Source organism: Thalassospira indica (assembly GCF_003403095.1).
GTDB classification, from domain to species: Bacteria; Pseudomonadota; Alphaproteobacteria; order Rhodospirillales; family Thalassospiraceae; genus Thalassospira; species Thalassospira indica.
The window spans coordinates 2,050,267-2,069,149 of sequence record NZ_CP031555.1 but is presented as its reverse complement, the minus strand read 5'-3'; the positions used below and the strand labels follow the sequence as shown (position 1 = coordinate 2,069,149).

General features: G+C 55.6%; 17 protein-coding genes. 12 read left to right on the top strand and 5 right to left on the bottom strand.

Going from position 1 to position 18,883, the window contains the following annotated elements; genetic code table 11:
- Nucleotides 1–5 precede the first annotated feature (5 nt).
- The gene (locus DY252_RS09785; protein ID WP_082923583.1) at nt 6–1,268 is read left to right on the top strand and encodes a glycerate kinase type-2 family protein; all 1,263 of its coding nucleotides are present in this window, start codon (nt 6–8) and stop codon (nt 1,266–1,268) included.
- 10 nt (nt 1,269–1,278) lie between these two features.
- On the opposite strand, the gene otnI is transcribed toward DY252_RS09785, so the two are convergent.
- The 3 genes from otnI to gcvA all read right to left on the bottom strand — a co-directional run bounded on the left by otnI (nt 1,279) and on the right by gcvA (nt 4,454).
- Complete coding sequence (otnI, locus tag DY252_RS09780) at nt 1,279–2,070, bottom strand: 2-oxo-tetronate isomerase (RefSeq protein ID WP_064790109.1); 792 nt, start codon at nt 2,068–2,070, stop codon at nt 1,279–1,281.
- 79 nt (nt 2,071–2,149) lie between these two features.
- Nucleotides 2,150–3,409 carry an NAD(P)/FAD-dependent oxidoreductase gene (locus DY252_RS09775; protein WP_064790107.1) on the bottom strand — a complete coding sequence of 420 codons (1,260 nt, stop codon included), beginning with the start codon at nt 3,407–3,409 and terminating at the stop codon, nt 2,150–2,152.
- Between the two features lie 136 nt (nt 3,410–3,545).
- A complete protein-coding gene (gene gcvA, locus DY252_RS09770; RefSeq protein ID WP_064790105.1) occupies nt 3,546–4,454 on the bottom strand; it encodes a transcriptional regulator GcvA in 909 nt (302 codons plus the stop codon).
- Nucleotides 4,455–4,574: 120 nt separating this feature from the next.
- Between gcvA and DY252_RS09765 the strand changes: the two genes are divergently transcribed.
- The 4 genes from DY252_RS09765 to hemN all read left to right on the top strand — a co-directional run bounded on the left by DY252_RS09765 (nt 4,575) and on the right by hemN (nt 7,692).
- Entirely contained in the window at nt 4,575–5,267 is a 693-nt protein-coding gene (locus DY252_RS09765; protein WP_245960877.1) for an FMN-dependent NADH-azoreductase, read from the top strand.
- Nucleotides 5,268–5,420: 153 nt separating this feature from the next.
- A complete protein-coding gene (locus DY252_RS09760; protein ID WP_064790103.1) occupies nt 5,421–5,849 on the top strand; it encodes an HIT domain-containing protein in 429 nt (142 codons plus the stop codon).
- Between the two features lie 61 nt (nt 5,850–5,910).
- Nucleotides 5,911–6,267: a DUF3088 domain-containing protein gene (locus DY252_RS09755; RefSeq protein ID WP_064790101.1), complete on the top strand. Its 357-nt coding sequence runs from the start codon at nt 5,911–5,913 to the stop codon at nt 6,265–6,267.
- A 69-nt stretch (nt 6,268–6,336) separates the two neighbouring features.
- Nucleotides 6,337–7,692, top strand: a complete 1,356-nt coding sequence (hemN, locus tag DY252_RS09750) for an oxygen-independent coproporphyrinogen III oxidase (RefSeq protein ID WP_064790221.1) — start codon at nt 6,337–6,339, stop codon at nt 7,690–7,692.
- 53 nt (nt 7,693–7,745) lie between these two features.
- Here the strand turns inward: hemN and DY252_RS09745 are convergent, their stop codons facing one another.
- Nucleotides 7,746–8,696 carry an EamA family transporter gene (locus tag DY252_RS09745; RefSeq protein WP_064790099.1) on the bottom strand — a complete coding sequence of 317 codons (951 nt, stop codon included), beginning with the start codon at nt 8,694–8,696 and terminating at the stop codon, nt 7,746–7,748.
- Between the two features lie 82 nt (nt 8,697–8,778).
- Entirely contained in the window at nt 8,779–9,768 is a 990-nt protein-coding gene (locus DY252_RS09740; protein WP_064790097.1) for a mitochondrial fission ELM1 family protein, read from the bottom strand.
- Nucleotides 9,769–10,070: 302 nt separating this feature from the next.
- Here DY252_RS09740 and DY252_RS09735 point away from each other — a divergent pair, with 302 nt between their 5' ends.
- The 7 genes from DY252_RS09735 to DY252_RS09705 all read left to right on the top strand — a co-directional run bounded on the left by DY252_RS09735 (nt 10,071) and on the right by DY252_RS09705 (nt 18,874).
- The gene (locus DY252_RS09735; RefSeq protein ID WP_231959805.1) at nt 10,071–12,023 is read left to right on the top strand and encodes a sensor histidine kinase; all 1,953 of its coding nucleotides are present in this window, start codon (nt 10,071–10,073) and stop codon (nt 12,021–12,023) included.
- Between the two features lie 47 nt (nt 12,024–12,070).
- Entirely contained in the window at nt 12,071–13,420 is a 1,350-nt protein-coding gene (locus DY252_RS09730) for a sigma-54-dependent transcriptional regulator (protein ID WP_064790095.1), read from the top strand.
- Nucleotides 13,421–13,742: 322 nt separating this feature from the next.
- Nucleotides 13,743–14,735, top strand: coding sequence for a TRAP transporter substrate-binding protein (locus tag DY252_RS09725; protein WP_064790094.1), 993 nt, complete (start codon nt 13,743–13,745; stop codon nt 14,733–14,735).
- Nucleotides 14,736–14,778: 43 nt separating this feature from the next.
- Nucleotides 14,779–15,348 (top strand): TRAP transporter small permease, encoded by a 570-nt coding sequence (locus DY252_RS09720; RefSeq protein WP_008891328.1) that lies wholly within the window; start codon nt 14,779–14,781, stop codon nt 15,346–15,348.
- 22 nt (nt 15,349–15,370) lie between these two features.
- Nucleotides 15,371–16,780 carry a TRAP transporter large permease gene (locus DY252_RS09715; RefSeq protein ID WP_008891327.1) on the top strand — a complete coding sequence of 470 codons (1,410 nt, stop codon included), beginning with the start codon at nt 15,371–15,373 and terminating at the stop codon, nt 16,778–16,780.
- A 165-nt stretch (nt 16,781–16,945) separates the two neighbouring features.
- The gene (locus DY252_RS09710; RefSeq protein ID WP_082923582.1) at nt 16,946–17,458 is read left to right on the top strand and encodes a DinB family protein; all 513 of its coding nucleotides are present in this window, start codon (nt 16,946–16,948) and stop codon (nt 17,456–17,458) included.
- Nucleotides 17,459–17,656: 198 nt separating this feature from the next.
- Nucleotides 17,657–18,874: a Bcr/CflA family multidrug efflux MFS transporter gene (locus DY252_RS09705; RefSeq protein ID WP_064790092.1), complete on the top strand. Its 1,218-nt coding sequence runs from the start codon at nt 17,657–17,659 to the stop codon at nt 18,872–18,874.
- The last annotated feature ends 9 nt before the right edge of the window (nt 18,875–18,883 follow it).

The window sequence follows — 18,883 nt, the reverse complement described above, 5'->3', positions numbered from 1 at the left end:
CCGATATGACGACTTCGCGCGAAAAACTTCTGGCTTTGATGGATGCGGCACTGAAGGCCGCCGACCCCGGGGTTCAGATCCCGCGCAATCTGCCCGAACCGCCAAAGGGCAAAACCATCGTCATTGGTGCGGGCAAGGCATCGGCCAATATGGCACGCGCGTTCGAGAAAGCCTGGAAAGGTGACGTCGAAGGTCTGGTCGTCACCCGCTATGGCCATGCGGTTGAGTGTGATCAGATCGAAATTGTCGAGGCATCCCACCCGGTCCCCGATGCTGCGGGTGAAAAGGCGGCCAAGCGTATCCTTGATATTGTTTCCGATGCCGGCCCCGATGATCTGGTTGTCTGCATGATTTCCGGTGGTGGATCGGCCCTTCTTGCCCTGCCCGGTCCGGGTTTGACTCTTGAAGACAAGCAGGCAATCAGCAAGGCGCTTTTGCGCAGTGGCGCAACGATTTCGGAAATGAACTGTGTGCGCAAACACCTCTCCGCGATCAAGGGGGGCCGCCTGGCCAAGGCATCGGCACCGGCGCGCATGGTGACCTATCTTGTATCTGATGTGCCGGGCGACGATCCGGCGATCATTGCATCCGGGCCGACGGTGTCTGATCCGACGACCGGACAGGATGCACTTGATATCATCCGCCATTATCAGATCGACATCCCGCAGGCCGCCAAGGACCTTTTGCAAAGTGCCGGGGACGAAACGATTAAACCCGATGATCCCTGCTTTGACGGCCATGAAACCATCATGCTTGCCCGCCCGCAGGACAGCCTCGAGGCCGCAGCATCGGTTGCACGTGACATGGGGCTGAATGCCGTCATCCTTGGTGACGCCATCGAGGGTGAGGCACGCGAAGTCGCCATCGTTCATGCCGGGATCACCCATCAGGTTGCCAATCACGGCCAACCGGCGGCAAAGCCCTGTGTTCTGCTTTCGGGCGGTGAAACGACCGTCACCGTGCGCGGCAAGGGTGGCCGCGGTGGTCGCAATAGCGAGTTCTTGCTGTCACTTTTGCTGCAACTTCGTGATCAACCGGGTTTCACGGCACTGGCAATTGATACCGATGGCATTGATGGCAGCGAAGACAACGCCGGGGCAATCATTGACGCCAAAAGTTGGCAAAACGCCAAGAAGGCCGGTATCGACCTTCGCGAATATCTGGCCAACAACGATGCCTATAGCGCGTTTGCCAAGATCGATGATCTTCTGGTGACCGGCCCGACGCTAACCAACGTCAACGATTTCCGTGCCATCCTGATCGAATAAATCCGGGCGATCAGGCGCCGGGTTTTGGCATCCATGGCCGGACCCAGCCAAGCCCGTCTTCGGTCTTGCCGTGCGGCTTGTATTCGCAGCCGATCCAGCCTTCATAGCCAATGCGATCCAGCATATAGAACAGGAAGGGGTAATTCAGTTCCCCGCTGTCGGGTTCATGCCGTCCCGGCGCTCCCGCGACCTGCACATGGGCGATGCTGTCGATATGCTTGTCCAATCTTGCGGCGATGTTCCCGCCAACAATCTGGGCGTGATAAATATCGAACTGCAGTTTCAGGCGCGGGTGATCAAGCTGTTCAAGGATCACGGCCGCCTGTTCGATGGAATTAAGCAGATAGCCCGGCATATCGAGCGGATTGATCGGCTCGATCAGGATATCGACGCCGGCCTGATCGGCAAGATCGGCAGCATAAAGCAGATTGTCGCAATAAAGCCGGGCGAGTTCGTCGGGATCTTCGCCCTTGCCGATAAGCCCCGCCATGCAATGGAGCATCTTGCAATCGGTTGCCGCCGCGTAATCAAGCGCCTGCACGACAGAGTCGCGAAAAGCTTCCTCGCGCCCGGGACGACAGGCTAGACCGCGGTCACCCGCCTCCCAGTTACCGGCGGGCAGGTTAAATAAAACCTGTTCCAGACCATTGTCATTCAAAAGCGATTTGACCATCGATAACGGCATGTCATAGGCGCCGATATATTCCACCCCGACAAAGCCTGCATCTGCCGCCGCGGCGAACCGTTTTTCAAACGGCAAGTCGGCAAACAGAAACGAAAGGTTGGCGGCAAAGCGGGGCATGGGTCACCTGATGGGAGTTGCTGAAATCGCGTCGATGGTTTCGCATCCACACAATGAGGTCAACGATATTCGGTTAGCCTTACGGTTTTGACTGCGCATCAGAGCCCGTGATCAATCGCGCGCCCTTTTTGCGGAACAGGTAACTCCAGACCCACTGCACCATCACAAGTGCGGGGGCCCGAATGCCGATCAGGAAGTAAATATGGGCCAAGCCCCATATCCACCAAGCCAGCCAGCCCTTGATCTTGAACCCGTTCAGATCAATCACAGCACGGTGGCGACCAATGGTCGCAAGGTTGCCTGCATGGCTGTACTTGAACGGCGGCGTGCTTTGTCCTTTCAAAACATCAAGGATACGACCGGCAACATATTTGCCTTGCTGCTTGGCCGCAGGGGCAATACCCGGAACGGTCTGATCGTTGCCCCACTTCACATGCGCCGCATCGCCAATGACAAAGACATTGTCATACCCCGGCAAAGACAGATCGCTTTCGACAATAACGCGCCCGCCACGATCAACTGGCTTTTCCGTCCAGTCCTTAAGGTCGGGCACCTCGACGCCCGCGGCCCAGATGACATTCGCACTGGGGATGAAATCATCGCCAATCTTGGCACCTTCCACTGTAATATCGGAAACTTGCTGCCCCAGACGGACATCGACACCCATCGTCTCAAGCGACTTTTGGGTATAGTCCGATAAATCATCCGGAAAGGCTGCCAGAAGCTTCGGTCCGCCTTCTGCCAAGATGATATTGGCATCGCGCGGGTCGATACGGCGGAAATCATGGGAAAGGGCCTGCTTGGCGAGCTCTGCAATCGCGCCTGCCATTTCAACACCCGTCGGCCCGCCGCCAACCACGACGAAATTCAACAGTTTGCGTTTTTCTGCTTCGTCCTCGCTGTTTTCAGCGCGTTCGAACGCCAGCAAAAGCCTTTTTCGGATATCGGTGGCCTCGGAGATGTTTTTCAATCCTGGCGCCGCCCGCGCCCAGTGATTTTTCCCAAAGTAGGATGTCACCGCCCCGGTCGCGAGAACGAGAAAGTCATAACCCAATTCCCGATCACCACCGATGATCCGTTTGCCGTCAAGGTCAATGCCGGTCACTTCCCCCATAAAAACAGAAACATTCGCAGACCGACTGAAAATGCTGCGGACCGGCCAGGCGATTTCCGCTGGCGAGAGATCGGCTGTTGCCACCTGATAGAGCAAGGGCTGAAACAGGTGATGATTGCGCTTGTCGATCAAAACGACGTCGACATCTTTGCCCGCCAGTTTTTTGGCGACACTCATACCAGCAAAACCGGCTCCAACAACAACGACCCGTTTGCGTTCTGACATGAGTTTTGTGCTCCTGCTGTGCTGACAAACCTTATGCGAAAACACCGTTGTTACGCATGTCGCAAAAGGGCGTCGATTAACTGCCTTTAAACAGAACGCGAAACATCCCAATGCGTTCCATCCACACGGTCAATCGTCAATCACTGGACTGATCGGTAACCGGGACCGAAGCGGAAACCTCGCTTTCAATCCAGGCACCGAATGCTTCAACTTCGCGGAGGTTATCGCCCCGGCCGGTATGCACATAGTGATAACAATGACCTTTGATTTCCGGGCCAAATGGCATCACCAGCAATCCTGCATCAATTTCTGCGCGTGCCATCACCGGACTGGCCAAAACAACGCCTTGGCCTGCAATCGCCGCCTGAATGGCGTGACTGTCATCAGAAAAACTGATCCCGGCGGACGGCAAGTGATCGGCAACACCTGCCACCTGCCCCCATCTTTGCCATGTCGGAGTCGCATCATCGGGGCGTAACCAGTCAAAATGCAGTAAGGTCGCATTGCGCAAGTCTTCCGGCTTTTTCAGGCCCAGTGCCGGACTGCAAAGTGGCACGAACTGTTCACGAAACATCGTGTGTGCAACCAGTCCCGGATAGGGTCCGACACCATATCGAATGGCAGCATCCGCCACACCACGGTCAAGGTCGACGGCCTCTGGCGAGGTGTGAAGTCGCAAGTTGATATCGGGGTATTCTGCCTGAAACCGCGACAGGCGTGGCAACAGCCATTTTGCCGCAAAGGATGGAATGACCGAAACCGTCATGCTGCGCGATACCGGGCGGTTCCGCACCCGATCAACTGCCTTGGCAAAGGCGGCAAAGCCATCACGCAAAACCGGATACAACTCCTGCCCGACATCGGTCAGAACAACCTGCCGTGGCTTGCGGTCAAACAACCGGACACCCAGCGTGTCTTCAAGAAGGCGCACTTGATGGCTGATCGCGGTCGGCGTGACGCCAAGCTCGGATGCGGCATTCTTGAAACTTTGATGGCGTGCTGCGGCTTCAAAGGCGCGCAGCGTCGCAAGCGGCGGCAACGACATATGAATGAATTCAACTCATCTGTTGGCTGAGGAATTCGATTTTGCCGTGTGAATGAAATTCCGTCAATCCTTGGTCATCAAACCAAAACACAGATGAACCATTTTCATCACATGGAGAACATGATGACCAGAATTCTTCATATCGACAGCAGCGCCCGGCCCGGCAGGTCCGATCAGAAACAACATGGTTCGCACAGCCGCCGCTTGACGGCCAAGTTCATCGAACACTGGCTGGCCAAGCGACCGGAAACCGAAATCATCTATCGCGATGTCGGCGCAAATCCGCCAAGCCCGGTGACCGGAGATTGGGTTCATGCAGCATTCACCAAACCCGAAGACCGCGAAGAATGGATGCGTCACACCTTGCGCGAAAGCGATCAACTGGTCGACGAACTGCTTGCCACCGACATCATCGTTGCCGGGGTACCAATGTATAATTTCGGCATGCCGTCACAGATGAAGGCCTGGGTCGATAACATTGTCCGCGTTGGCCGGACATTCGGCTTTGACCGTACGCGTGGCGACGTCCCCTATTGGCCAATGGTGACCGGCAACAAATCGATTGTCGCCCTGTCATCACGTGGCGACTATGGCTATGGGCCCGATGGTCGTATTGCGCACCTGAACTTTGTCGAAGGCGGGCTGTTTACCCCGCTGCAATATATCGGCATCACCGATCAGTTTGGTGCCGCCATTGAATATGACGAGTTCGCCGACGAACGAACCGAGGCCTCCATTCACGCAGCCGAACAAGAAGTCATCGGTCTTGTTGATCAGCTTCTTGCCAAACATCGCGATGTAAAGGTCGCATGACTTCCCTGGCGGGAGGGCCCGACCTTCCCGCCAATTTTCGCACCTATCCGCAAAGCTATCTGACGGATTTCACACCACAGACCAAGACAGAGAAAGCACGGCAGGTTATAAGCAGGGACATTGATCGGGCTATCACGATAACAAGGACTGACCATGAATAACGCATTCACCCTTCATCCCCAGCTTGCCGCCGATACCACCCTCGTCACCGACGGGCCGCTATCGCATGTGCTTTTGATGAATGATGCGCGTTATCCTTGGCTCATTCTTGTACCCAGACGCCCCGACCTTGTCGATTATGACGATCTGAGTACGGAAGATCGCAAAATCCTGGGCGATGAAGTGGCTGCCGTTTCAAGCGTCATCAAACGTCGCTTTGATGCCTTCAAAACCAATGTCGCGATGCTGGGTAATATGGTGCCGCAGCTTCATTGCCACGTCATTGGCCGCTTCAAGGACGACGCCGTATGGCCAGGCCCGGTTTGGGGTGTTGGCACCGCCAAACCCTATGACGAAGACGAGGGCCGTGACCGTCTGGCCGCCCTTCGTGCCGATCTGATATCGGCCTTCAAGCATCTTTGAAGGCCGCCCCTGACATCGCCACGGCGCAAGCACAGTGCCACCACCAAAAGGGCCACACCCGATGCCGGATCTTGAACGCGATACGATATTCCTGCTCAAACCCGACTTTGAAGATCCCGCATGGCCAAACCAACGCTTTTACTGCTGGCATTGTGCGTTGATTGATGGGGTTTTGGGATCTTTCCCAGACTTGCTTGCCGGGCTTGATATTCGTCATATCAATTGGCCCCGTCCTCGGCACGATGTGATTGCGCTTCTGGGCGAAGATCATCAGTCACTTCCGGTAATGATCCTGAAATCCGGCGATACATCATCGCTTCAAACCGGCACCGCAAATGGTCATGCCTTCATTGATGGCAAGGACAACATTTTGCTGGCGTTAAGCGAACGACACGGCTTCCCTGTTCCCCACCCTTGACGCATATCAAGGAAGGCAAGTTTGGAATAATGCAAAAGACGGACAGAACGAATTATCGGGATGTCCGTCATGCAGCTTGCCCTTTACGAAAAATACGACCTGCGACTGCCGCGCTATACCAGCTATCCGACCGCGCCGCATTTCCATGCCGATGTGAATGGCGAGGTGTTTGAAGGTTGGCTGGGTGATCTTGATCCCGCACAGCCGCTTTCGCTTTATCTGCATGTCCCCTATTGCGAGGAAATGTGCTGGTTCTGCGGCTGCAACACCAAGATCACCAAAACTTACAAACCGGTGAATGGCTATGTCACAGCCCTTCTGACAGAGATCGAAGGCACCCTTGGCAAACTGCCCACAGATCAGAAATTCACGGTGTCGCACATTCACTTTGGCGGCGGCAGCCCGACCATCCTCAAGGCCGACGATCTGCGCGCCATCATGGCCGCAATTCGTTCTCGCCTTGATATCCTTGATGATGCCGAAATTGCCATTGAAATGGATCCGCGCACCGCGACCGATGATTTCATGGAAGCCATGGTCGAATGCGGCTTTAACCGTGCCAGTATCGGCATTCAGGATTTCAACCAACAGGTCCAGACAGCGGTTAACCGCATTCAAAGCATGCAGCTTGTCCGTGATGTGATTGCCAAATTGCGCTCGCACGGGATTGCCGGCATCAATGTCGATCTGATGTATGGCCTGCCGTTCCAGACCGTCGACTCACTGCGCGAAACGGTTGATCAGACTGTGGAGCTTTGCCCCGATCGCCTGTCGGTCTTTGGCTATGCCCATGTGCCATGGATGAAAAAGCATCAACAGCTTATCCCGACCGAGGCCCTGCCAGATACCGGGGAACGCTGGGCGCAGTATGAGGAAATTCAGAACCGCCTTGCCAAGCATGGCTTTGTCGCCATCGGCCTTGATCACTTCGCCCATCAGGCCGACAGCATGGCGCGCGCCCTGTCTGATGGCCTGCTGCACCGGAACTTTCAGGGCTACACCACCGACCGGGCAGAAGCCCTGATCGGGTTTGGCCCGTCTGCAATTTCGTCCCTGCCGCAGGGTTATGCGCAAAATGACCCGGCGCTGGCCCGCTGGCAGCGCGCGGTCGAAGACGGCAAATGCGCTATTGAAAAGGGTGTTGCCCTGACCAATGAGGACAAATTGCGCCGCGACATCATTAATGAGTTGATGTGCAATCTTGCCGTTGACCTTGACCCGGTTTGCGCTAGCCACGGCATTTCGGCCGATCGCTTCGCACCAGAACTTGAGCGCATCAAGGCAATGACCCGGGATGGCATTGTCGAGGTTCAGGGGAACTACATTAAACTGAGCGAGTTGGGCCGTCCGTTGGTGCGTGCAGTCTGTGCCGCATTTGATACCTATCTCAACCACGCGCACGGGCGGCATTCACAAGCCGTCTGATAAAACAAACACACTGCAAGAAGGGAGCCAAATGGCTCCCTTTTTTATTCAGCTCATGCCCCTTTGCGCAGGGTCAGGATGACAATGCCGCTGACCACGACCAGCCCGCCCAGCATCTGGATCGGGCTGATCATCTGCCCCAGAATGACCCAGCCAAACAGCAATGTCGCGATTGGCTCCATATTCATTACTGGCGCATTGCGCGCCATATCAAGACGCGGCACATTGATGAACAGAACCGCGAACGCCCCGCCATAAAGCAGCATCAAGGCCAAAAGCCCCATCCATCCGGGCGTGGCATTCGGAAGCCCCATGCCACCCGGCACAACATCGCCGATCCCGGCAATGATCATCGAAACAAAAACAACCAGCATGGTGAACATCGAGCGCACCGGCCCGCTGATACCGGCAAGCTTGTGATCGGTTACCCAGAAGGCCACCGAAAGAACGGTCGCTGCCATCAGCGCAAAGCCGATGCCCAGCCACCAGCTTGACGTCACCTCTGCCCCACCGCCGAGAATACCCGGCAGATCAAGCGCCAGCACAAGGCCCGACAGGATAAACAACATCAAACCTGCCGCACGCAAGGTCGGGCGTGGACCGCCAAGCCCCCATGTCAGCAAGGCCAGAATGATCGGAAACGTATTTGCCGTCAGCAACGCCAGGGCGACCGGCACACGGGCCACTGCGGAATAAAGACACAGGCTCTGGATCGTGATCATCAGGCCAAGCACCAATTGCCAGCGCACCAGACCACGCGGCAAACGAATGGAATGACGTTTGAAATAGACAATCGCAATCAGGATCGAAAGCGCAACAGCCGAGCGGCATAAAACAGCCAGAAGCAGCCCTGTCCCGTTTTCAAATGTCAGACGTGCGGCAACATGGTTTGCCGCAAAAAAGCAGGCAACAGCAGCCAAAATCGCAACCGCAATGTGGCGTGGAAACAATTGCGGTGCGTTTAACGCACGCACAGCGGTGGGATCGGTCGGGGACGAAGACATCGGGGCGATATTCCTTGGTGGTGGTGCCCGGCGAATAGACCCGATACACCACAACAAAACAAGGTGTTATCGACCTTTCAGGTCAGGGGGCGCCCAAAAGCTCCAGACAGCGCTGCGCAACCATGCGGGCTGGCTGCAAGGACGGATGCTTGAATGGCACCAGTTCGGTGTCGGGCAAAAGCGGTCTGGCGTAGCCGCCTTCATAAAGGCTTTGATGCAGGCGTTTGTGCCGCTTGTTGGCCAGACCATCGGGATCAAAGATATAGACACCACCCGGTGCCGCCGCCGCCTCGCAGCACATCGAAACGGAATCACTTGTCACGATCTTCACATCGGCAAGCGCGAGATAGCCGAAATACGGGTTTTCGGCCCGGGATGTCCAGTCATGCAGGTGATAAGGCACACCGGACGCTGCCAACCGCTCGGCAATCAGGGCTTCGTTTTCCACACCCGTACGGCGGCTGGTGGTGACAAGCAAAGACCCGTTGACCGCACTTGCAGCCTCAACCGCCTTGTCGATCAGTTGTTCTGCCATGTCTTTGGTAAAGGTCGTGCGCTTGGTACTTCCGCCAATGATCAGGGCGAACTTTGGCTCCGGCAGGCCTTTGAAATGTGGGCGCCATTTGTCGGCCTCGATCAAAAGCCTGCTTTCGGTCACACGGTGCGGCGCACCCGGAATTTCGACGATATTTTCACGAATGACAGAACGGTCATGTGCCGGCACGGCAATCAGGTCAAAGGCACTTTCGAAGCCATCCGGTCGCATGATGATGCAAATGCGAGTATGGCCGCGACTTTGCTTTTTGATCCAGCGTGCCACGGGTGCAGAACGCCGCCCGCAACAGATGACAAGATCCGGCCAGGGCGCCACCAGTCGCCTGCGCGATGCCTCATCAATCCCGATCAGACTGGTTCTGCGGATAAAGTTCGGAAGACGCACAAATTTCGTAAACCCGATATCAATGCGCTTGAAAGGCTGTGCCAATGCCTCGGCAACCCCCAAACACTGATTGACATTGCCGGTCCGGTCATCGGCCAGAACCCAGATCAGGTGTGTGTCTTCGTCGTTCATGCAGGGAACTTTCCTGACAGGTTTGTTCGGGCTTGATCAACCGTGCATAAATATGGTTTGAAAATCCCGCGGATGCTTTCCTGATAGGTACAGCCTGATCCAACGATTATCAAGCATGAGAAACATCGGTAAAATTTGCGCTGGGCTTTGAAATCTTTTTGTAATCTAATCCCGGCGCCCCACCTTTAAGGGAAGACTTCCCACCCTTAAGAAGGGGTCGATCAAAGCCCAACGCCAACGTGGACAGAATGCTGAACTCTTCGGTTTCAATCAAAAGAATATCCCGGATCGTATTATGCGGTTTGCTTGCACTGCTGCCGGTAACCGTGTGGTTGGTCACGACGTTCTGGCATGAGGCAAAGCTGATCGACATCACGGAAGATGGGCGCAACAAGCTTGAACTGTATCGATCCAACCTTCAGGGCGCGATCAAGGAACACGAATATCTGCCGATTACGCTGGCATCGGATAAGCGCATCATCGATCTTGCAATCTATGCCGATCCGGTGATTGCCAAGGCCGTCAACATTTACCTTGAAAAACTGGCAGCCGACAGCGGCGCCTCAGACATCTATTTCATGGATCAAAATGGCGACACCCTGGCTGCCAGCAACTGGAACAGCGATGCGTCCTTTATCGGGCGCAACTTTTCCTTCCGCCCCTATTTCCAGCAGGCCAAAAGCGGCCTGACCGGTCATTACTTTGCCTTCGGGATTACCTCGAACGTACCGGGTTATTATATCTCCCACCCGGTGCGCCCGGACGGGACGCGTTTTGCTGGGGCCGTGGTGGTCAAGACCCACCTTGAAACCCTTGTGCAACGTTGGGCGCGCGGCAGCGAAAGCGTTCTGGTCACCGATCAGAACGGCGTCGTTATCATTTCATCCAACCTCGATTGGCGGTTTCGCGACCTTGCCGGGCTCGGTAACAATGACCGTCCCCGCCTGATCGCGTCGCGCAAATATGGTGACTATCCGCTTGAACCCATGCCGTTGCTGGATGGGGCATGGCCGGTTGACGATAACCCGGCAATCCTCAGCCTCGGCCCGGTTGCCAGCGAAGACGAGGCACGAACCGCCAACGAACAAGCAACCGGCAAACCGCAAACGCGCCAGACCACGCCAGACAAGACAACCTATCTGGTCACGGCAAGCACACTTCCCAAGCAGGGCTGGCGGATGTTTCTTTTGACCGATAAATCCGTGCTGGATCGATCCGTGATCAGTGCCGGTGCAATGGGCGGGGCTGCGCATATCATTCTGACCGGTCTGATTTTCATCATCCTGCAACGCCGGCGCGCGATGCTTGAACAGCTTGAAATCCGCGACTGGTCGCAACGCGAACTGGAACGTCAGGTTCGCCTGCGCACGACCGATCTTATGAACACCAACCAGCGCCTGGCAGAGGAAATTACCGAGCGATCCCGTACCGAAGACGCGCTTCGCACAGCCCAGGCCGAACTGGTCCAAACCAGCAAGCTTGCCGCCCTTGGTCAGATGTCCGCCGGGATCGCCCATGAAATCAACCAGCCCCTGACCGCCATTCGGAACTATGCGGAAAACGCGATGAAGTTCATCGCGCGCGACAATAAGGAAACGGCGAACCGCAATCTGCAACGGATTTCAGAACTGACCGACCGCATGGGGCGGATTACCGGCAACCTCAAAACATTTTCGCGCCGCCCGGAACAGGATAATCATCCGGTCGATGTCCCGGCCCAGATGCAGATGGCAATTGATCTTGCGATTGAAAGCGGACGTGCGGGTGTCGAAAACATCACCCTGCACCAGCACGGCGATGTCAAACACGTCATTGCCGAGGCCAATCAGCTGACCCAGGTCTTTACCAATCTCATCAATAACGCGGCGGATGCCTGCCAGAATATGGCCAACCCCGAAATTGATATCGCGATCACCGGCGGCGAAGACCGTGTGATTGTGAAGGTTAATGACAACGGGCATGGCATTTTGCCAGACAACCTGCCCAAGCTTTTTGATCCCTTCTTTACCACCAAACCGTTTGGTGATGGCCTGGGGCTTGGCCTTTCAATCTGTTATGGCATCATTCGAAGCTTTGGTGGAACGCTCCGTGCGGAAAACCGCCCGCAAGGCGGCGCATCCTTCATTGTCGAGCTCCGCTATGATGGCCCCGGCGATACGGAACCGAAAAACAGCATCTCGACGCCCGCCTTCACGGCTGCTAAAACACCCTCAGAAACCCGCACATACCTTGCAAACCATCACGATCAGGGCTGACAAGCAAATTGTCCTCTGATCGTGTTATCGGGTCAAAGGATAAGCCAGTGCCAACCAGTGCCGAATGCGTTCTGTTTGTTGACGATGACGAAGATGTGCGTGAAGCCGCACACCAAACGCTGGAGCTTGCCGACATCCCTGTCGAAGTTTTCTCGGACGCCGCGTCTGCGGTTGAACGCCTGAAAAAAGGCTGGCCGGGCATTGTGATTTCCGACATTCGCATGCCGAAAATGGACGGCCTTGATCTGCTGACAGAGGTCAAAAAGATCGATCCGGAAATGCCGGTAATTCTGGTCACCGGGCATGGGGATGTCGCAACCGCCGTTCAGGCCATGCATGACGGGGCATTTGATTTTATCGAAAAGCCCTATGCCCCGGATCTGTTCATCGACATTACCCGCCGCGCAATGAGCCACCGCGCCCTTGTGCTTGAGAACCGCACACTCAAGATCGAACTCGCGCGCCATTCCAAAAACGCATCGGACTTCATTGGTCGTAATCCGGCGATGGAAAAGCTGCGCACCCTCATCGGCAATGTCGCGGCCACCAACGCCCATGTCCTGATCAACGGCGAAACCGGATCGGGCAAGGAAGTAATCGCACGAAATCTGCATGAAATGTCGGGGCGCCCCGGCCCGTTTGTGGCGGTGAATTGCGGCGGCATGCCCGAACATCTGATTGAATCAGAACTGTTTGGCCACGAAGCCGGCGCCTTCACCGGGGCCGATCACAAACGCATCGGCAAGTTCGAATTTGCCGACAAGGGCACGCTGTTCCTTGATGAAATCGAAAGCATGCCGCTAGCGCTGCAAATCAAGCTTCTTCGGGTTTTGCAGGAACGCGCGGTTGAACGGCTTGGATCAAACCGGGTTCTGCCAATCGACTTGCGGGTTATTGCTGCCACCAAGGTTGATCTGCGGTCCGCATCGGCACGCGGTGCGTTTCGCGAAGATCTTTATTATCGCCTGAATGTCGTGCAACTGCATATCCCGCCACTTCGTGATCGCAAGGATGACATCGCGCTGTTGTTTGAATATTTCACCCGTGATGCCGCCAAGCGGTTCGACCGTACCGTCACCGCCTTGAGTGCGGCGGAACTGGCACGGTTCAATGCCTATGACTGGCCGGGCAATGTGCGCGAGCTCCGCAATGCCGCCGAACGCCGTGTTCTTGGTCTTGATCCCCTGACAAACAACGAGGATGGCGAAGACAATTATGCCGTCCCCCTGCCCCAGCAAGTCGAGGCATTTGAAAAAAGCCTGATTACCGAAGCCCTGCGCGAACATGGCGGCAATGTTACGGCCACGGTCAGTGCGCTTGGCGTGCCGCGCAAGACGTTTTACGACAAGCTGACCAAATACAACATTGTCCCGGCCGAATTCCGACGCCCGCGCTAATCAACCGATCACGAGCCCGTCAGTTAGACGGGCTTTTTTCTGTCGTCCGGTCCGTCAAATCCGCGCCCGGCATAGTGTGCGGCAGTCCGCACACTGCCGCGAAATACGTGTGCGCCTTCACGCACGAAATAGCTAAAATTTGTTGCGCCGCAGCAACATGAAATCAACCTTATTTCATTGATATAATTACATAAATCCAACTGATTTCGAACTGGCCCGGTGCTTGCTGATTACGGCACAGCGCCAAACGGCGTTTTAGAACGACGCCAAAAATGGCGCGCTAACGGGAAAACAGATTTAATTCATCAAGGGAGACGTTTTGATGCGTCCTATCAGCAAAAGCATTCTTGCTGCTGGCGTTGCCGCCGCAGCACTTCTGGGGTCCAACTTTGCCGCCTCGGCACAGGAAGTGATCAAGTTCGCGCACGTTGTTGCGCCGAACACCCCGAAAGGCCAGGGTGCCGACTTCTTCAAAAAACGCGCCGAAGAAATTCTTGGCGACAAGGTCCAGATCGAAATCTATCCGAACTCGCAGCTGTTTGATGACGACAAGGTTCTTGCCGCCATCCTGCGTGGTGACGTTCAGTTCGGTGCACCGTCGCTCGCAAAATTCGGCAAATGGACCAAGAAACTTCAGGTCTATGATCTTCCGTTCCTGTTCAAGGACATGGATGCGGTTTCCTGCTTCCAGAATGGCGAAAAAGGTCAGGAATTGCTGAACGCAATGTCGTCCAAAGGTCTGACCGGTGTTGGTTACTGGCACAACGGCCTGAAACAGCTTTCGGCCAACAAGCCGCTGCGCGCACCGGAAGATGCTGCTGGTCAGAAATTCCGTATTCAGTCGTCTGACGTGATCGCCGCCCAGTTCGAAGCTGTTGATGCGGTTCCGCAGAAAATGGCCTTCTCGGAAACTTATTCGGCCCTTCAGACCGGCGTTGTTGACGGTCAGGAAAACACCTGGTCGAACATCTATTCCAAAAAGTTCTTCGAAGTTCAGGATTACATCACCGAATCCAACCACGGTCTGCTTGACTACATGGTCGTTACCTCGACCAAGTGGTGGGAAGGTCTGGATCCGGAAATCCGCGACGGCCTTGCGCAGGCGATGAAAGAAGCCAGCGATTACGCAAACGGCCTGTCGGCGGAACTAACCGCAGAACAGCGTCAGGCAGTTATTGACTCCGGCGAAACCGAAATCCTGCAGCTTTCCGGCGAAGAATTCGCCAAATGGCAGACTGCAATGAAACCGGTTTGGGATGAGTTCTCTGGCGATATCGGCCAGGACATCATCGACGCCGCTGCTGCGTGCAACTGATCCGTACTTTTTTCCCAACATCATCGGAAAAGGGCCGTTCAAGATGATCTCAACGGTCGTTAACCGGCTGGAGGAGGGCATTATTGCCCTCCTGCTCGCCGCTATGACGTCGCTTACCTTTGTAAACGTCGTCATGCGTTACGTGTTCAATTCCGGCCTGACCTGGGCCTTGGAAACCACGGAATTTCTTTTTGCCTGGCTGATCCTGTTTGGCATGTCCTATGGGGTCAAGGTTGGGTCGCACATCGGGGTGGACGCCCTCGTTCGCCTGTTCCCCAAGAATGCCCAGCGCGTCATCGGTCTGATCGTTGTCGCGGCCGGCATTCTGTATTCAAGCTGGCTGATTATTGGCGGCTGGGAGCTGGTCAGCTTCAACCACATGCTTGAAATGGAAGCTGAAGACAGCCCGATCATGCTGTGGATCGTCTATCTGATCATGCCGGTGGGTGCCGCTTTGCTGGCATTCCGTCTGGCACAGGTTGGCTGGCGCATCATTACCGGCCAACAGGTTGGCTTCAATCTGGCTGACGAAGCGCGCGAAGCGATTGATCAGCTTGGCGCAAGCACCGTGGAGGACGACAAGTCCGCCACCGCTTCGACGCCAAAGTCGTAAGCCGGACAGGGGGAACATTCAAATGACTATCGCATTCCTGTTTATCCTGCTGTTTGGCTTGATGGCGCTTGGCGCACCGATTGCCATTTCGCTGGGTGTTGCGTCGCTTTCGACCATCCTTCTTTTTGGCGACGATAGCCTTGCCACCCTGGCAGAAAAGCTTTTTGGCGGGATGGAACACTACACCCTTCTTGCCATTCCCTACTTCATTCTGGCATCGGCCTTCCTGTCGACCGGCGGGGTTGCCCGCCGTCTGATCCGCTTTGCCATTGATACCGTGGGCTGGTTCCCCGGTGGTCTTGCCATGGCATCGGTTCTGGCCTGCATGCTGTTTGCGGCTGTTTCGGGGTCAAGCCCGGCAACCGTCGTTGCCATCGGCTCCATCGTGATTGCCGGTATGGTGCGCGCAGGTTACCCGCAAAGCTTTGCGGCTGGTGTGATCTGTAATGCCGGTACGCTTGGTATTCTGATCCCTCCATCCATCGTGATGGTTGTTTACGCCGCCGCGACCGAGGTTTCGGTTGGTCGCATGTTCCTTGCTGGCGTTATTCCGGGGATCATGGTCGGCCTGATGTTGATGATTGCGATCTATATCGTTGCACGCATCAAGAAACTGCCAAGCCAGCCCCGCCCGACCCTTGGTGAATGGGGCGGTGCGCTGTTTTCGGCATCGGGTGGCCTGTTGCTGGTTCTGCTGATCATGGGTGGCATTTATGGCGGGGTCTTCACCCCGACCGAGGCCGCGGCGGTTGCCGCGTTCTATGCCATGTTTGTTGCGGTGCTGTTTTACCGCGATATGGGCCCGATCAAGGAACTTTCATGGGTGCCAGAAAACGGCAATACCGGCATTGGCAGCCTGATGGCGCACAACCTTCCGAAAATGGGCAAGGCACTGGTCCTGATCCCGTTTGACAAGGAAGTCCGTCACGTCCTGCTGGATGCCGGTAAAGTCACTATCATGCTGATGTTCATCATCGCCAACGCGATGCTGTTTGCCCATGTTCTGACCTCTGAACGTATCCCGCACACCATTGCCGAAACCATCATTGGATGGGGCCTGCCGGCATGGGGCTTCCTGATTGTTGTTAACATCGTTTTGCTGATTGCCGGCAACTTCATGGAACCATCGGCGATCCTTCTGATCATGGCGCCGATCCTGTTCCCGATTGCCATGCAGTTGGGCATTGATCCGATCCATCTGGGCATCATCATGGTGGTCAATATGGAAATCGGCATGATCACACCACCGGTCGGATTGAACCTGTTTGTGACATCCGGGATTACCGGCATGCCGTTGCTCAAGGTCGTGAAGGCTGCCTTCCCGTGGCTTCTGATCCTGCTGGGCTTCCTGATCCTGATCACCTATGTCCCGGTGATATCGACTTGGCTTCCGACCACCCTGATGGGCCCGGAACGGATCATGACCCACTAACCGGGTTTGATCGCAAACACACAAAAAGCAAGGGCGGCATTCAATCGGATGCCGCCCTTGATGTATTTCAGTGCCACGGCCCGCGACATGCGGTAGTATTGGTTAAACCCATGACAACCAAGAAAAACCAGGCCTGATTGCGCCTCTGGAAGGAGCGGTTTCAAAATGTCCAAGATGAATTTCAACGACTATGGCCGCTGCATGGCGACCTATAACAGCTGGCAGAACGGCGTGCTGTTTGACCTCTGCGATCAGATCGGCGATGTCGAACGGCGGTTGGATCGCAATATGTTCTTTGGCTCCATCCACAACACCCTAAACCACATCCTGTATGTTGATCTGCGCATTCTGACCATACTGCGTACCGGTGAAGCTGGTCCGTTCGCACCAACCACCATCGTTGCCGACGATTTCGAAACGCTCAAGGCCATGCGGGCCGAAGTCGATGCCGACATAACCGAATTCGTCGAAGGCGCCGATCACAGCTGGCAGGATGAAATCCGCGAACTTCCCTTCCCCGATGGCGTCACCCGCAAGCTGCCCCGACAGCTGTTTCTGGTGCAACTGTTAAATCATCAAACCCATCATCGTTCCCAGATCACAAGCGAACTGCACAAGATGGGCCTTGATTACGGCAACACGGACGTGCCCTACACGCCCGATCTGCCAATAAGCTAAGACGCAATCCAAGCAACCGCTGGCAGAAGCCTGAATTTTATGGATAATACAGGGCTCGGGATTATCACACCCGACGCCCCACATTGCTGCGCCTTGGTCACTTTGCTTACCTGCGCGTGCTTGCATACTCCGCGCAACGCGTGTCCTCTGCTCGGGGACTCTGACCCGCCGCCAAACACTGAACGGAATTGATTGCGCATGTCCACGCCCCTGCCCAGCGCATCGCTTGACCCGAAAAAGCTTGCCATCTTGCTTGCCGCACTGGTTGCGACGGCACCATTTGCCATTGATACCTATCTGCCGGCGATCCCGGCAATGGCGCGCGACTTTGGCGAAGCCACCCATGCTGTTGAAGTTTCCGTCAGTACCTTCTTGATCGGATTTGCCTTGGGACAACTGATCGGCGGACCTTTGTCTGACCGGATTGGTCGACGTCCCATCGCCTTGGTCGGGTTGGTAATCTATATCGTCACCAGCGCGATTATCACCACCGTCGACAGCGCCTTTTCGCTGAATGTCATGCGTTTTTTCCAGGCGATTGGCGGCGGATTTTCGATTGTGATTGTCGGTGCGTCGGTGCGCGATCTGTTTGATGGCAAGGAAGCTGCGCGCATGTTTGCGCTGATTGCGGTGATCATGATGATTGCACCGCTTGTCGCACCAACCATCGGCTCGTTATTACTGGTCTGGTCAACATGGCAATCGATCTTCGTGCTGCTGATTGTCTATGGCAGCCTGATGCTTGCCATCGTTTACCTGAAACTGCCCGAAACAAGCTTGATGCGCCGACGCCATCCCGGCCCGGTACGCCGGGTTTGGTGGACCTATCTGGAAGTCCTGCGCACGCGCAAGGCGGTTGGCTTTATGCTGACCCATGCCGGGGCCAGTGCGGTGATGTTCAGTTTCGTCACCGACAGCCCGTTTATGTATATCGATTTCTTTGGCGTGCCGCAGGCATACTTCCCGTATCTGTTCGGGGCCAATGTTGCGGTGATTATCATCTGTAACCGGCTCAACAATCCGTTGCTCAAACGCCTCGAATGTCATCAGATTCTAAAAATCGGTACCGGCATTCAACTTGTCGCGACCATCGGCTTGTTCATTGCGACAAATGTCTTTGAGCCAAGCTTGTGGACGGTGGTGCCGTTCATCATGTTCTCGGTCGGACTGATCGGTCTGACGGCCCCGAATGCCACGGCGTCCTTCATGCAATACTTCCCGTATATCGGCGGTACGGCGACGGCCCTGTTGGGGACGATCCAGTTCGCCACCGGCGCGGTTGCAGGCATCGTCATCGGTCATTTTCATGACAACACTTTGTTTCCACTGACCGTATCGATGCTGGGCTTTGCGATTTTTGCCAATCTGATGGTCCATTTTATGGCCGACGCAAAACAGACAGAATCCCCCACCTGATCAAGCTGC